Below are 15076 nucleotides of genomic sequence, written 5' to 3' on the forward strand. Positions count from 1 at the left end.
GGGGTCATTGGCGCACCGTCGGAATGGATACCGGATCAAGTCCGGCATGACGACCATCTGGAGACGATCTGAATGACCTACGAAACCCTTCTCGTCGAACAACGCGGCGCCGTCACGCTGGTGACCTTGAACCGCCCGCAGGCGCTGAATGCGCTGAACTCGGGCGTGCTCGATGATCTGATTGCCGCCTTCGCCGCCTTCGAGGCCGACGCCGGCCAGCGCTGCGCCATCCTCACCGGTTCGGGCGACAAGGCCTTTGCCGCGGGCGCCGACATCAAGGAAATGGCCGACAAGGCGGCCGCCGATTTCTATATTGAGGACTTCTTCTCGAAATGGACGAGCGAGTTCGTGAAGAAGGTTCGCAAGCCGTGGATCGCCGCCGTGAACGGCTTTGCCTTGGGCGGCGGCTGCGAGCTCGCGATGATGGCGGACTTCATCATCGCCAGCGACAAGGCGAAATTCGGCCAGCCCGAAATCAAGCTCGGCGTCGCGCCGGGCATGGGTGGGTCGCAGCGGCTCACGCGCGCGATCGGCAAGGCGAAGGCGATGGAAATGTGCCTGACCGGCCGGATGATGGACGCCGCCGAAGCCGAGCGCTCGGGCCTCGTCGCGCGGGTCGTTCCGCATGAGACGCTGGTCGACGAAGCGGTGAAGACCGCGACCGTCATCGCCGCGATGCCGCCGATGGCCGCGATGGTGAACAAGGACATGGTCAACGCCGCGTTCGAGACGACGCTCGACCAGGGGCTGGTCTACGAACGCCGCCTGTTCCAGATCCTCGCCGCGACCGAGGACAAGGCCGAAGGCATGGCCGCGTTCATCGAGAAGCGCGAAGGCGTGTGGAAGGGTCGGTGAGCCCAGTCCCCCTCCCGCTTGCGGGAGGGGTTAGGGGAGGGGCTGTTTCCTCTCCACAAGTTCAATATTCGGGACAGGCCCTCCCCCGGCCCCTCCCGCACGCGGGAGGGGAGAGACTATGAAAATCGCATTCATCGGACTCGGCAATATGGGCGGCGGCATGGCCGCAAACCTTGCCAAGGCGGGCCATGAGGTTCGCGCCTTCGACCTCAGCGAAGAGGCGCTGGCGCGCGCGGTCGAGGCGGGATGTACGCGCGCTGCTTCGGCGGCCGAAGCCGTCACCGGCGCCGAAGCGGTCGTGACAATGCTCCCCGCGGGCAAGCATGTCGCCTCGGTCTATGAAGCCGATGTCTTCCCCAATGCCGCGCCCGGCACCTTGCTCCTCGATTGCTCGACGATCGACGTCGCAACTGCGCGCGCCAATATTGAAGCGGCGAGAGCCAAGGGCCTTGTCGCGGTCGACGCGCCGGTTTCGGGCGGCATCGCCGCCGCCAATGCGGGCACGCTGACCTTCATGGTCGGCGGCACCGACGAAGGGTTCGCGCGCGCCGAACCGATCCTCGCGAAAATGGGCAAGGCGGTGATCCACGCCGGCGACGCGGGCGCCGGACAAGGCGCGAAGATCTGCAACAACATGCTGCTCGGCGCCTCGATGATCGCGACGTGCGAAACGCTCGCGCTCGCGCAGAAGCTCGGGCTCGATCCGCAGAAATTCTTCGACATCGCCAGCGTGTCGTCGGGGCAATGCTGGTCGCTGACGTCCTACGCGCCGCTTCCGGGCGTCGGGCCGACGACGCCGGCCGACAATGGCTACAAGGGCGGCTTCGCCGCGGCGCTGATGCTCAAGGATCTGCGTCTTGCGATGGAGGCGGCGGCGAGCGTCGACGCCGATGTTCCAATGGGATCGAAGGCGCGCGAATTGTACGAGGCGTTCGTCGAAGCCGACAAGGATGGCCGCGATTTTTCAGCGATCATCCAGACTTTGCAGGGATAAACAGCAGCGTCGCCAGTGGCGGGTTTGGGGTGGGGAGCGGACGTCCTCAGCCGGCGCATTTTTCGCGCCGGGTGCGCTGAACTGACCATGCCGTGATGACGGCAAGTAGCAATATGTAGACTAGCAGTCCGATACCGAACCCTTGGCCTATCGCTTCGCTAACCAGTCCCGCGGGGGCTATGTAGCCAACGATCACCCAGAACATTATGTCACCGTCGTACTCGAAATGCAGATCGAAGATGGACAGGACGGCGATAACAATCGGAATTGACCAAAGATACCACAGGAACAACCTAAAGGCGGATGAGGATGTCGGCAACATCGGCATGCCGCTTTGTGCCAACATTGTTCAGCGTCTGCAATCGGTCGATTCCTGCCATCGCATCGAGATCGGCGACCAACGACGCAATTAGGGTGGGGAGCATACGTTCGCCGATCCTCATTCGTCATCCAGGACTTGATCCGGGATCCACGGCGTCGGCGAAGGCATGGACCCCGGATCAAGTCCGGGGTGACGATGAAGGATAAGTCGCCTTCCGGTCGAAACGCGCCGATCGCGCTTTCCGGCGCCGTTTCAATAAAAATCCGCTGTCTCGCCGCCATCCGGCCTCTTTGTACGATGCACTTGGGTTGGCGCCTTGCGGTCGCCGGTGCGCACTTCCATCCGGCCATTCACCCGCCGGACCTCGGCCGGCTCCAATATGCGCGCGCGTGCGATGCCCACGGCGGTTGCCTGCGGCGGCGGTGCTTGCGCCGCCGTCGGCGCGCCGGCGGCGACGAGCAGGGCGAGGGCGAAGGACATGGCATTCATGCTCTGCCCTAACGGCCGATGCCGCCATGATCTTAACCCCGAATCGCCGCTGTTTTTGCGGCCGGTCGCCGGGATCTTGACAAAAGAAGGGCCGCCTGACCCAAGCGGGGACAGTCGGCCCTTGCTTAGTTTCGCGCTGGCTTAGAAGCCTGCCTTCGCCGCCGCCTTCTCTGCGAGCAGCGGCGCGACGGTGAAGCCGTGCTTCTCAAGTGCCGCGGCGATCTTGTCGGTGCCCTCGATGCCCGCCCAGAACATCGGGCCGCCGCGATACACGGGCCAGCCATAGCCGAAGACCCAGACGACATCGATGTCGCTCGCGCGCTGCGCCTTGCCTTCCTCCAGGATCAGCGCGCCCTCGTTGACCATCGGATAAAGGGTGCGCTCGATGATCTCCTGATCGGTGATCTCGCGCTTCTCGATCCCCGCCTTCTTGCGGAACTCGTCGATGATTTCCTCGACGCGCGCGCTCGGCGTCGGAGTGCGCTTCTCGTCATAGTCGTAGAAGCCCGCCTGCTTCTTCTGGCCCCAGCGGCCTTCGGCGCAGAGCGCGTCGCGGATGCTTTCGATCCGGTTCGGGTCGCGGTGCCAGCCGATGTCGACGCCCGCAAGGTCGCTCATCTGGAACGGGCCCATCGGCATGCCGAAATCGGTGTGGACCTTGTCGACCTGCTGCGGGGTCGCACCTTCAAGCAGCAGCTTCTGCGCCTCGATCTGGCGCGGTGCGAGCATGCGGTTGCCGATGAAGCCGTGGCAGACGCCGGCGACAACCGACACCTTGCCGATCTTCTTGCCCCACGCCATTGCGGTCGCGAGGACGTCATCCGCGGTCTTTTCGCCGCGCACGACTTCGAGCAGCTTCATCACATTCGCGGGCGAGAAGAAGTGCATGCCGACGACGTCGCCGGGGCGGCTGGTCGAGGCGGCAATCTCGTCGACGTTGAGATAGCTGGTGTTCGACGCGAGGATCGCGCCGGGCTTGGCGATCTTGTCGAGCTTGCCGAAGATCTCCTTCTTGACCCCCATATCCTCATAGACCGCCTCGATGATCATGTCGCAGTCGGCGAGGGCTTCGAGGTCGAGCGACGGCGTGATGAGGCCCATCATCTGGCCGACCTGTTCGGGCTTGAAGCGGCCCTTCGCTGCCGAGGCATCGTAATTCTTGCGAATGACGCCAAGCCCGCGGTCGAGCGCGTCCTGCTGCATCTCGACGATCGTGCAGGGGACGCCCTTTTGCAGGAAGTTCATCATGATCCCGCCGCCCATCGTGCCGGCACCGATGATGCCGACCTTCTTGACGTCGCGGAGCTGGATATCCTTCGGCAGGCCGTCGATCTTCGCGGCCTGGCGCTCGGCAAAGAACAGGTGGCGCTGCGCCGCCGACTGGCTGCCCATCATCAGCTTCATGAATTCCTGGCGTTCGAAGGCGAGGCCTTCGTCGAACGGCAGGCGCGTTGCGGCCTCGACGCAGGCGAGGTTCGCATAGGGCGCTTCGAAGCCGCGCCAGCGCTTGGCGTTTGCGGCCTTGAGCTGTTCGATGACCGCGGCATCGCCGAACACCGGGCGTTCGCGCGTCGGGCGCGGGCCGTCGGCGATCTTGGCGCGCGCGAAGGCGATCGCATCGGCGGCCAGGCTGTCCTCGCCCGCGAGTGCGTCGACGAGACCGAGGTCCTTCGCCTTGGCGGCGGGCAGCGGGTCGCCGAGCGAGGTCATCGTCGCGGCGGCTTCGACGCCGACGACGCGCGGCAAGCGCTGCGTGCCGCCCGCGCCGGGCAGCAGGCCGAGCTTCACTTCGGGCACGCCGAGCTTCGCCGAGGGCACCGCGACGCGGTAGTGGCAGACCAGCGCGGTCTCCAGACCGCCGCCGAGCGCGGTGCCGTGGATCGCAGCGACGACGGGCTTCGACGCGGCTTCGATCATGTTGAGCACCGCGTTGAAATCGGGGCCGCGCGGCGGCTTGCCGAACTCGCTGATGTCGGCGCCGGCGATGAAGGTCGCGCCGTCGCAGCGCAGCACGATCGCCTTGACGCTGTCGTCGGCGAGCGCGGCTTCGAAATTATCCTTCAGACCCTGGCGGACGTGCCACGACAGCGCGTTCACGGGCGGATTGTTGACGATGACGACGGCGACATCGCCGTCCTTCTGCAGCGTCACGCTGACGGGGGTTTCTTCGGACATGGGAGACTCCTCTTGAATGTGTGACCGTCCGCTCGGGCTTTGTCCGCTGCGGACGGAGGGGTGGGTGGGCGTTTCAGTCGTCGATGGCGGCGTGGACGAGTGTCTTGACCTCGCGCCGGACGGGATAGGTGGAAGAGGGCATGAGCTGGGTCATGAAGACCATGCAGATCTCCTCGACCGGATCGACGAAGAAGCCGGTCGAGAACATGCCGCCCCAGTAAAAATCGCCGGCCGAGCCCGGAATGCCGGCGCTGGCGGGGGCGAGCGTGACCGCGAAGCCGAGGCCGAAGCCGACTCCGGCATTCTCGTCCTCCGAAAAGATGCCGACGCTGTGCTGCGTCAGATCGCCGCCGCCGACGAGATGGTTCGAGGTCATCAGATCGAGCGTCTTGCGGCCGATGATCCGCACATCGCCGAGCTTGCCGCCGCCGAGCAGCATCAGGCAGAAGCGGTGATAATCGTCGAGCGTCGAGGCAAGCCCGCCGCCGCCCGAATGGAAGCTGCGGTCCTTCGCCCAGCGGCTGCGGTCGCCGCTGTCGAACGGCTTCATCTTCTCCCTGGGGTCGAAGGCGTAGCAGTCGGTGAGGCGATGCTGCTGGTCGGCAGGCACCTTGAAGCCGGTGTCGACCATGCCGAGCGGGCCGAAGATGCGTTCCTGCAAAACCTGCGCGAAAGGCTTGCCCTCGATGCGTTCGATGACGGCGCCGAGCACGTCGGTCGCCATCGAATAATTCCAGTGCGCGCCGGGGTCGAACTGAAGCGGGATCTTTGCCAGATCGGCGATAAAGCTGTCCATCGTATAATCGGCGTCGAAATCGTCGATCCGCGCCTTGCGGTAAGCCGCATCGACCGGGGTGCGTTCCTGAAACCCATAGGTCAGGCCCGATGTGTGGCGCAGCAGGTCGACCATGCGGATCGGCTGCGTCGGCGGCCGCGTCAGGAACGGGACGTTGCCGCCGCCCGCGACGAAGACGCCGGTATCCTTGAATTCGGGACAGAATTTGGTCAGCGGATCGCTCAGTGCGACCTTGCCCTCCTCGAGCAGCATCATGAAGGCGATCGACGTGATCGGTTTGGTCATGCTGGCGATGCGGAAGATCGCGTCGTCTTTCAGCGCCGCGCCCGGCCGCGCGTCGCCGATGCACGACAGATGCGCGATCTCGCCGCGTCGCGACACCAGGGTCGCGGCGTGCGGAAGGCGGCCGGTGTCGACATATTTGGCCTGCAGGAAAGCCGGGATGCGGTCGAGCCGCCTGGTGTCGAATCCGTGACTCATATAGCCTCCGCGCTCAGTGTGACGTCTGGCCCAATAGCTGGCGCGTCACCGGATGCGAACTGGTAAGGCCGCCGTCGACCGCGATCGCCTGTCCGTTGACATAGCTCGCCTGGTCGCTCGCCAGGAAGAGGGCGACATTCGCCAGCTCCTCGGGCTGCGCTGCGCGGCGCAGCGGATTGAGCTGGCCGAGCTTGTGCGTGACCTCCTTGGCTTTCGCATAGTCGAAGGTCGGCTTGGTCATGCCGGTCTCGGTCAGGCCGGGGCAGATCGCGTTGACCCGCACGCCGCTGGTCGACAGCTGCTGCGCCGCGACCTTGGCGAGGTTGATGACGCCCGCCTTCGACGCAGAATAGGCGCCCGGGCCCGCGCCCGAATTGATCCCGGCGACGCTTGCGGTCAGCACGATCGCGCCGCCGCGCCCCTGGTCGACCATCGCCTTGCCGGCGTGCTTCACCATCAGCGCGGGGCCGATCAGGTTGACACGCAGCGTTTCGGCCCACGCGGCGGGGTCGAAATCGAAGATGCCCCCCATGTCGCCGATGATCCCGGCGTTGGCGAACGCGACATCGAGCCCGCCGAAACTGTCCTTCGCGGCCGCGACCAGCTTCGCGACGTCGGCCTCGACCCCCGCGTCGATCTCGAGCGCGATCGCCTCGCCGCCCGCATCCTTGATCGCCTGCGCGGTGTCGTGCACCGCCGCCGTCTTGTCGCCGAGCACCAGCTTCGCGCCCTCGGCGGCGAAACGCAGTGCGCTCGCGCGGCCGATACCCGAACCTGCGCCGGTGATGATTGCGATCTTGCCGTCCAATGCGCCCATCATGCGCCTCCCGAAATCGTGGCGCCGCCATCGCAGACGATGGTCTGGCCGGTGGTGAATGCTCCCGCCTTGCTGGCGAGGAAGACCGCGGCGCCCGCGATCTCGTGGGGTTCGCCGATGCGCTTCAGCGTCGAGGCGGCGGTCGAGCGCCGCAGATTTTCGGGATCCTCCCACAGCGCGCGCGCCATGTCGGTGCGGATCAGGCCCGGCGCGATGCAATTGACGCGGATGCCGCTCGCACCCAGCTCGACCGCGAAATTGCGCGCCATCTGCATGTCGGCGGCCTTCGAGATGCAATAGGCGCCGATGATCGGCGATCCCTTGAGCCCACCGATCGAGCTGATGATCGTGATCGCGCCTTCGCCGCGTTCGACCATTTCGGGCGCGACCATGGAGATCAGCCAATGGTTGGACAGGATGTTATTGTCCATGATCTTGCGGAACTGGTCGTCGCTGATCCCGAGGCCGGGGCCGTAATAGGGGTTCGACGCGGCGTTGCAGACAAGCGCGGTGATCTTGCCGAACGCCTTTCGCGTCGTATCGACGAGGTGCTGCAGATCGTCCTTCGACGAGATATTCGCGGGGACAGCGATCGCGGTGCCGTCGCCGAACCGTGCATTGATCTCGGCCGCGGTGGCGTCGCAGGCGTCCTGCTTGCGGCTCGAGATCACGACCTTTGCGCCCTGCTCGGCCATCGCCTCGGCGATCGCCCTGCCGATGCCGCGCGACGATCCGGTGATCAGCGCGACCTGACCGCTCATGTCGAAAAGGCTCATGCGCCTGCCTTTCGTGCAAAATCCCACGCCTTTTCCGCGAGCGGGAGGACGCGTTCGGACATCGCCTTGGCATGGGCGGAGGAAGCGGTGCCGTCGATGACGCGCTTCTTGATCCCCTGCATGATCCCGGCAAGGCGGAAGAAGTTATAGGCGAAATACCAGTTCATGTCGGGCACGCCGTCGCGGCCCGTTGCCTGGCAATAGCGTTCGACGACCTCGTCCAGTTCGGGAATGCCGAGCGCTTTGCGGTCGAGGTCCATGACCCCCGATCGCCCGCCATTCTCGGTCACCCAGGCCATTGCGACATAGGTGAAATCGGCGAGCGGATCGCCGAGCGTCGAGAGTTCCCAGTCGAGCACCGCCAGAACTTCGGGCCGATCCTTGGCGTAGATCATGTTATCGATGCGATAGTCGCCGTGGACGACGCTGGTGCGCGTCTGTTCGGGCAAGGTCGCGGGCAGCCAGGCGATGAGCCGCTCCATCTCGTCCATCGTCTCGGTTTCGGAGAGCTTGTACTGCTTTGTCCAGCGGTCGACCTGGCGGCCGAAATAATTGCCCGGCTTGCCGAAGTCCGACAGACCCGCCGCCTCGATATCGACGCTGTGCAGTGCGGCGAGCGTGTCGATCATAGCATGATAGGTCGCACGGCGGTTCTCGGGGGTCGAGCCGGGCATCGACCCATCCCAGATTGTCTGCCCGTCGACCATGCCCATGACGTAGAACCAGCTGCCGACGACGCTGTCGTCGGTGCAGAGGCCGTACTGGCGCGCGACGGGGAAGCCGGTCTTATGGAGTCCGGCCTGCACCTTGTACTCGCGATCGACCGCGTGCGCCGAGGGGAGGAGCGGGCCGAAGGGCTTGCGACGCAGGACATAATTGCCCGAGGGCGCGCTGATCTTGTAGGTCGGGTTCGACTGGCCGCCGGCAAACTTGCTTTGGGTCAGCGGGCCTTTGAAGCCTTCGACATTCGCCTCCATCCACGCGGTCAGCTTCGCTTCGTCGAGTATGTCGGCCCCCTCGGGGGCGACGGTGCCGCTGAAGGCCTTTTGCGCGTCGATGCCCGTCGTCATTGGTCGAACACGATCACCGACCGCGCGGCATCGCCCTTTCGCATCTTGTCGAAGCCTTCGTTGACCCGGCTCAGCGGGATCGTCTCGGCGACGATGCTGTCGAGGTCGAGCAGTCCGCGGAGGTAGAAGTCGACAAGGCGCGGGATATCGACCGGGAAGCGGTTGCCGCCCATGATCGCGCCCTGCAATTTCTTGCCCGAGAGCAAATCCATCGCCGACAGGCCGACCTTTTCGGCGAGGGGCATCATGCCGAGGATCGTCGCGGTGCCGCCGCGGCGGAGCGAAGCGACCGCAAGGCTGGCCGAGGCCGGGCGTCCGACCGCCTCGATCGCATGGTCGACGCCGCCCTTGCTGATTTCGAGGATCTGCTTCGCGGCATCGTCAGACAGCGCATCGACGACGTCGGTCGCGCCAAGCTTCTTCGCGAGTTCGCGCTTTTCGGGCACGGGGTCGGCGGCGATGATGCGGCCCGCGCCGGCGATCTTCGCGGCGTTGATCGTCGCGAGGCCGACGCCGCCGCAGCCGACGACGGCAACGGTCTCGCCGGGCGTCACCTTGCACGCGTTGAAGATCGTTCCGGCGCCGGTGGTCACCGCGCAGCCGATCACCGCGGCGCGGTCGAGCGGCATGTCGGGGTCGATCCGCACGCAGGCATGCTCATGGACCAGCATCACCTCCGAAAAGGCGCTGAGATTGAGCATCTGGTTCACCGGCGAGCCGTCGGGGCGCGTGATGCGCGGCGCCGATCCTGCGGGACGGCGCGTGTCGCCGCCGAGGCAAAGCGACATGCGTCCGCTGACGCAAAACTCGCAATGGCCGCAGAAGGCGCTCAGGCAGGTGACGACCGCATCGCCGGGCTTCACCGTGCGAACCTCGCTGCCGACCGCTTCGACGATCCCCGCAGCCTCGTGCCCGGGAATCGCGGGCAGCGGGTGCGGATAGGCACCGTCGATGAAGTGCAGGTCCGAATGGCACAGGCCGCATGCCGCGGTGCGGATGCGCACCTCGTGCGGGCCGGGCTTGTCGACGACGACATCTTCGATGACGAGCGGCTTGCCCGGCTCGATCAGAACGGCGGCTTTGGTCAAAGTGTCTCTCCGAAATCTGCTGCTGTTTAGCGCGAAACGCCGATGTCGCCCGACGAGAAGCCGGCATCGGTCGCGGCGGGCGAATGTTTCGCGAGCTCGATGCGCGAGATCGCGCGGGCGTGAACCTCGTCGGGGCCGTCGGCCAGGCGCAGCGTGCGCTGGCCTGCGTACATCTTGGCGAGGCCGAAGTCGTCGCTGACCCCGCCGCCGCCATGCGCCTGGATCGCATCGTCGATGATCGAGAGCGCCATATTCGGCGCCTGCACCTTGATCATCGCGATCTCGGCCGCGGCCGACTTGTTGCCGACCTTGTCCATCATGTCGGCGGCTTTCAGGCAGAGCAGGCGCGTCATCTCGATGTCGATCCGCGCGCGCGCGATCCGCTGTTCCCAGATGCTGTGCTCGGCGATCGTCTTGCCGAAGGCGACGCGCGACTGGAGCCGCTTGCACATGCGTTCCAGCGCTTCCTCGGCGACGCCGACGGTGCGCATGCAGTGATGGATGCGACCCGGCCCGAGACGGCCCTGCGCGATTTCGAAGCCGCGGCCCTCGCCGAGCAGCATGGCATCCTCGGCGTTGACGCGCACGTCCTTAAGCTCGATTTCCATATGGCCGTGCGGCGCGTCGTCATAGCCGAAGACGGGCAGGTGGCGCTTGATGTTGATCCCCGGCGCATCCATCGGCACGACCAGCATCGACTGCTGCGCGTGGCGCTTGGCGCCGAAGTCGGTCTTGCCCATCACGATCGCCACCTTGCAGCGCGGATCGCCCGCGCCCGACGACCACCATTTGGTGCCGTTGATCACATAATCGCTACCGTCGCGCTCGATCCGCGTCTCGATATTCGTCGCGTCGGACGAGGCGACCGCGGGTTCGGTCATCAGGAAGGCCGACCGGATCTCGCCGTTCATCAGCGGCGCGAGCCATTTGTCCTTCTGTGCCCGCGTCCCGTAGCGGTGGAAGACTTCCATGTTGCCGGTGTCGGGCGCCGAACAGTTGAACACCTCGCTCGCGAATCCGACGCGGCCCATTTCCTCGGCGCAGAGCGCATATTCGAGGTTGGTGAGGCCGGGGCCTTCGAACTCGAATGTCTCGTCGACATGATGGTGCGCGGCCGACTTGGGCGGCATGAACAGGTTCCAGATGCCCGCCGCCTTCGCCTCGGCCTTCAGGTCCTCGACGACCTCGATCACCTTCCAGCGATCGCCCGCGGCATCCTGCTGCTTGTAGGTCGAAACCGCGGGGCGGACCTTGCGCTCGATGAAATCGCGAACCCGGCCCTGCCAATGCTTCTGCCGGTCGGTGAGGTCGAAATCCATCGCTACATCCTTCCCTTTACGTTTACGTAAACCCTTGGGCCGATTCGGTCGCTTTGCCAAGGCCCGGATGCCGCGAAATCGCATTTTTCTGCGATCGGCGGACATTATGTTTCGGCATATTCGCTATGAGCGCTCCTTATGGGCGGGCTCGCCTCCGCCAAGCAGCGCCAGCCGCGCCTCGTGGCTGGCCCGGTCGATCGCGTAACGGCGCAGCCCGAGCGCCGCGAGCACTCCGATCGACACCATCAGCCCGGCGTAAATCCATCCCATCTGGGTCGCCGTGTCGGCGGGCAGGTCCTCGGGCCGCATCCGCTCGCCCAGCCCTGCAAAGGCGACGAGCTGGCCGACGAGGAAGATGCCGAGCGCCTGCCCGAATTTCTGCGTCATCAGATAGCCCGCGAAAAACACGCCCTCGATTCGCGTGCCATGATCGACCTCGTGCGCCTCGACGATTTCGGCGACCATCGACGCGGCGGATATGTTCGCCACGATCTGCCCGAAGAGCGACAGCGTCATGAAGCCGAGCAGCAGAAAGACCGACGCCGTCCCGCCGAGCTCGGGCCAGAAGCCGAGGTTGCGCGCGGCATAGGGCACAAAGGCGAGCGCGCCGCTGAACAGCGCGGCGGCGATCGCGGTGTCGCGCTTGCCGACGCGGCGATGCGCGCGCCCGACCGCGGCAAAGGCGCCGAACACCGCGATCGCGAGCCCCAGCGGATACCAGGCGAACTGCGCGTCGCCGAGCTGCCAGACGTAGAGCATCATATAGTTGATCGAGGCGATCGCGGTCGCATAGCCGGTGACGATGAACAGCGCCCCGCTGACCAGCGCGACGAAGGCGGGGTTGCGAAAGGCGAGCGCGATATCGGCGAGCATCGAATTGCCGTGGCCCGCCGCGGGTGGCGGCGGCAGCGATACGATGCGCCGGTGTTGCCCCAGCGCCGACCCCAGCGTCGTCATCAGGATCATCGCCGCGCCGAACAGCCCGAATTCGGTATAGCCCGCGGCTTCGAGCAGACCGCTCTGTCCCGGCTCGTCGGAGGTCAAAAAATAGCCGTAGGCGAGCGCTGTCGCGGTGAGCCCGCCAAGCCAGCCGAACAGGAAGCGAAAGCGCATCAGCGTCGTGCGCTCGTCATAGTCGCGCGTCAGTTCGGCGACGAGCGACACCGACGGGATTTCGCATGCCGAGACTAGGATGCGCACTGCAACCACGTTGACGATCAGGCCCAGCGTCGAATGCTGCGCGATGTCGGGGGAGACCCACAGCAAGGCCCAGGCGATCGCCATCGGCACCGCCGCGCCATAGAGCCAGGGCAGCCGCCGCCCGAACCGCGTGCGTGTCGCGTCGGACAGGCGCCCGATCAGCGGGTCGACCAGCGCGTCGATCACCATCGCGCCGATCAACACCAGCGACACGGTGCGCGGATCGAAGCCGAGCACCTGATTGTAATAGAGCATGAAGAAGGTGGTGAGCCCCGCCTCCTTGATCCCCAGCGTCACGCTGCCCAGCCCGTGCGCCAGCTTGATCCGCATCGGCAGCGGGGCGGGAAGGGCGGGCGCGGTCATTGCAGGCCGGTCGCCTCGGTCGCCGACAATGCGGCGATCCGTGCCTCATGGTCGGCGCGGTTGATCGGAAAGCGCGAGAAGATCCAGGTAGAGCAGGCGGCGGCGATCACCACGATCACGCCATAGCTCACCACCAGCCGCTCGATCACCTCGGGCGCGACCTGCCCCGGGATCGCCTTCGACGGCAGCCCCGACAGGCTGATCAGCAGCCCGGTCAGCCCGATTCCGACCGCGGTCGCGCATTTCTGGACGAACATCCAGCCCGCCGCGAACACGCCCTCGGTGCGGCGCCCGGTCTCGACCTGCGAGGCTTCGACCACATCGGCGAGCATCGACTGGCCCGAGATCATCACCATCACCGCATTGACGTTCGAGAGGAGGATGAAGCCCATCAACAGGTTGCTGGAAAAACTCGATCCGATCGCGGGCCAGTTGCCCGACAGCAGCAGTACGAAGGGGACGACCCAGAAAATCGTGCTGATAATCCCGCACACCACCGCGGTCCTTTTTTTGCCGAAACGGTGGTGCAACGGTTGCACGAGCAGGAAGGAACCGATCACGCTCACCATCAGCAGCCACGGCAGCGCCGCGAACGCGCCGTCCGAAAAGCGCCAGACATAGAGGTATAGGAAGTTCGAGATGGTGAAGGTCATCTGCGTGCTCGAAATCGCGATCAGCGAGGCGCCGAGCAGGATCAGCGCAGCGGGGTGGCGCAGCGATTCCCATATTTCGGCGAACAGCCGTTTCGGCGATCCGGGCTCGGGCTTGGTCGCGGGCAGATGCGCGACGCGGCGATGCTGGCCGATCGCCGAGATCAGCACCGTCGCTGCCATGATGATCGCGCCGCAGAGACCGTAGAGCCAATAGCCGGCGGGATTGAGCTGGCCGAATTCGTGCGTCGCGTCGGGGCGCAGGAAGACCGTGTTGGCGAGGAAGAAGACGAGCAGCCCGCCGCCCCACGCGAAGAGGAAGCGGAAGCGGACGAGCGCGGTGCGTTCGTCATAATCGCTCGTCAGTTCGGCGACGAGCGACTGCGACGGCACCTCGCAGCACGAAACGAGCGTACGCACCAGCACCGCCACGACGACCAGATAGGCGAAGATATGCGTATGGTCGTCGGGCGGTGACCAGAGCAGCATCCATGCGAAAGCGAGCGGGATCGGCGCGAGATAAAGCCAGGGATGGCGCCGACCCCAGCGCGTGTAGGTGCGGTCGGAGAAATAGCCGATCAGCGGATCGACGAAGGCATCGGCGAGCAGCGCGAACATCAGCGCGAGCGATACGAGGCTGGCATCCAGCCCGACCACCTGGCTGTAGAAAATCAGCAGGAAGGTCGAAAAGCCGTTGTCCTTGACGCCATAGGCGACGCTGCCAAGGCCGTGGAACAGCTTCAGGCGGACCGGCAGGCGCGTCGATGCCGGGGTGTCGGCGGTCACCCGGCGGCTCCGGCTTTCGCCGCTTCCTCCATCGCGAGCAGGGCATCGAACATGCCCGGCGTTTCCTTGTCCCATGCGTGACGCTGGCCGATCGTCAGCCCGCCGTCGACGAGCATATGCGTGCCCGTCATGAAGCTCGACTCCTCGCTCGCGAGATAGGCGACCGCGTTCGCGATATCCTCGGGCTGGCCGCCGCGCGCGACCGGCTGCGCCTGCGCGCTCATCTGCGCGATCACGGCGTTCGCCTGCGTCTTGAGCTCGCCCGGCACGTCGAGCGAAGCGGTGAAGATATTGGTGTTGATGAAGCCGGGGCAAATCGCGTTCACGCGGATGCCATATTGCGCCAGATCGGTGGCCGCGACCTTGCTGAGGTGCAGCACGCCGGCCTTCGCCACCGCATAGGCGGTCGGCGAATAGCCGGCACCGAGCGCCGCGACGCTTGCAGTGTTGACGATGCTGGCGCCCTTGCGATGCTTCATATGCGGCGCGGCATAACGGATGCCCATCGCGACCGATTTGAGGACGAGATCCATCGTGCGGTCCCAGCCTTCGGGGGTGATCTCGTCGATCGGCGCGCGGTCGCCGCCCGCGGCGGCGTTGTTGAATACGATGTCGATCCCGCCGGCTTTCTCGGCGGCGGTGTTCATCAGCGCTTCGATATCGGCGGGGACGGTGACGTCGCAGCGGACGAAGTCGATCTTGCCGTTCGACTGTTCGGCCAGCGCCCGCCCGCCCGCTTCGTCGATGTCGGCCGCGAAAACATGCGCGCCTTCGCCCGCGAGTTTCAGCACGGCCGCCTTGCCGATGCCCGATGCCGCGCCGGTGACCACGGCGATCTTGCCTGCGAATCGCATATCCTCTGCTCCCGTTTTATTTTGCCACGCAACTTAGGCGCG

14 protein-coding genes are annotated in these 15076 nt (G+C 65.6%); 2 read left to right on the forward strand and 12 right to left on the reverse strand.

The features are described from left to right. Positions 1-72 precede the first annotated feature (72 nt). A complete protein-coding gene (locus tag QOL79_RS12860; protein WP_204992170.1) occupies positions 73-855 on the forward strand; it encodes an enoyl-CoA hydratase-related protein in 783 nt (260 codons plus the stop codon). Positions 856-973: 118 nt separating this feature from the next. Next, the gene (mmsB, locus tag QOL79_RS12865; RefSeq protein WP_283419849.1) at positions 974-1849 is read left to right on the forward strand and encodes a 3-hydroxyisobutyrate dehydrogenase; all 876 of its coding nucleotides are present in this window, start codon (positions 974-976) and stop codon (positions 1847-1849) included. Positions 1850-2142: 293 nt separating this feature from the next. On the opposite strand, the gene QOL79_RS12870 is transcribed toward mmsB, so the two are convergent. From QOL79_RS12870 to QOL79_RS12925, 12 genes are all read right to left on the reverse strand, one after another. Next, the gene (locus tag QOL79_RS12870; RefSeq protein WP_283419850.1) at positions 2143-2292 is read right to left on the reverse strand and encodes a hypothetical protein; all 150 of its coding nucleotides are present in this window, start codon (positions 2290-2292) and stop codon (positions 2143-2145) included. A 131-nt stretch (positions 2293-2423) separates the two neighbouring features. Continuing rightward, a complete protein-coding gene (locus tag QOL79_RS12875) occupies positions 2424-2660 on the reverse strand; it encodes a hypothetical protein (protein ID WP_283419851.1) in 237 nt (78 codons plus the stop codon). 141 nt (positions 2661-2801) lie between these two features. Beyond that, positions 2802-4835: a 3-hydroxyacyl-CoA dehydrogenase NAD-binding domain-containing protein gene (locus tag QOL79_RS12880; protein ID WP_283419852.1), complete on the reverse strand. Its 2034-nt coding sequence runs from the start codon at positions 4833-4835 to the stop codon at positions 2802-2804. A 73-nt stretch (positions 4836-4908) separates the two neighbouring features. Further along, the gene (locus QOL79_RS12885) at positions 4909-6111 is read right to left on the reverse strand and encodes a serine hydrolase domain-containing protein (protein ID WP_283419853.1); all 1203 of its coding nucleotides are present in this window, start codon (positions 6109-6111) and stop codon (positions 4909-4911) included. Positions 6112-6124: 13 nt separating this feature from the next. Next, positions 6125-6928 carry an SDR family NAD(P)-dependent oxidoreductase gene (locus tag QOL79_RS12890; protein WP_058456353.1) on the reverse strand — a complete coding sequence of 268 codons (804 nt, stop codon included), beginning with the start codon at positions 6926-6928 and terminating at the stop codon, positions 6125-6127. Continuing rightward, entirely contained in the window at positions 6928-7704 is a 777-nt protein-coding gene (locus tag QOL79_RS12895) for an SDR family NAD(P)-dependent oxidoreductase (protein ID WP_204992174.1), read from the reverse strand. The genes QOL79_RS12890 and QOL79_RS12895 overlap by 1 nt, the downstream gene beginning before the upstream one ends. Beyond that, complete coding sequence (locus QOL79_RS12900) at positions 7701-8774, reverse strand: phosphotransferase family protein (protein WP_058456351.1); 1074 nt, start codon at positions 8772-8774, stop codon at positions 7701-7703. Before QOL79_RS12900 ends, QOL79_RS12895 begins: the two co-directional genes overlap by 4 nt. Further along, a complete protein-coding gene (locus QOL79_RS12905; RefSeq protein WP_283419854.1) occupies positions 8771-9862 on the reverse strand; it encodes a Zn-dependent alcohol dehydrogenase in 1092 nt (363 codons plus the stop codon). The genes QOL79_RS12900 and QOL79_RS12905 overlap by 4 nt, the downstream gene beginning before the upstream one ends. A 26-nt stretch (positions 9863-9888) precedes the next feature. After that, positions 9889-11181, reverse strand: coding sequence for an acyl-CoA dehydrogenase family protein (locus tag QOL79_RS12910; protein WP_283419855.1), 1293 nt, complete (start codon positions 11179-11181; stop codon positions 9889-9891). Between the two features lie 123 nt (positions 11182-11304). Further along, complete coding sequence (locus QOL79_RS12915; protein ID WP_283419856.1) at positions 11305-12744, reverse strand: MFS transporter; 1440 nt, start codon at positions 12742-12744, stop codon at positions 11305-11307. Continuing rightward, complete coding sequence (locus QOL79_RS12920) at positions 12741-14180, reverse strand: MFS transporter (protein ID WP_283419857.1); 1440 nt, start codon at positions 14178-14180, stop codon at positions 12741-12743. The genes QOL79_RS12915 and QOL79_RS12920 overlap by 4 nt, the downstream gene beginning before the upstream one ends. Further along, the gene (locus QOL79_RS12925; protein ID WP_058456346.1) at positions 14177-15034 is read right to left on the reverse strand and encodes an SDR family NAD(P)-dependent oxidoreductase; all 858 of its coding nucleotides are present in this window, start codon (positions 15032-15034) and stop codon (positions 14177-14179) included. Before QOL79_RS12925 ends, QOL79_RS12920 begins: the two co-directional genes overlap by 4 nt. Between the last annotated feature and the right edge of the window lie 42 nt (positions 15035-15076).

Origin of the sequence: Sphingopyxis sp. Geo48 (assembly GCF_949769155.1) — a bacterium.
Lineage (GTDB): Bacteria > Pseudomonadota > Alphaproteobacteria > Sphingomonadales > Sphingomonadaceae > Sphingopyxis.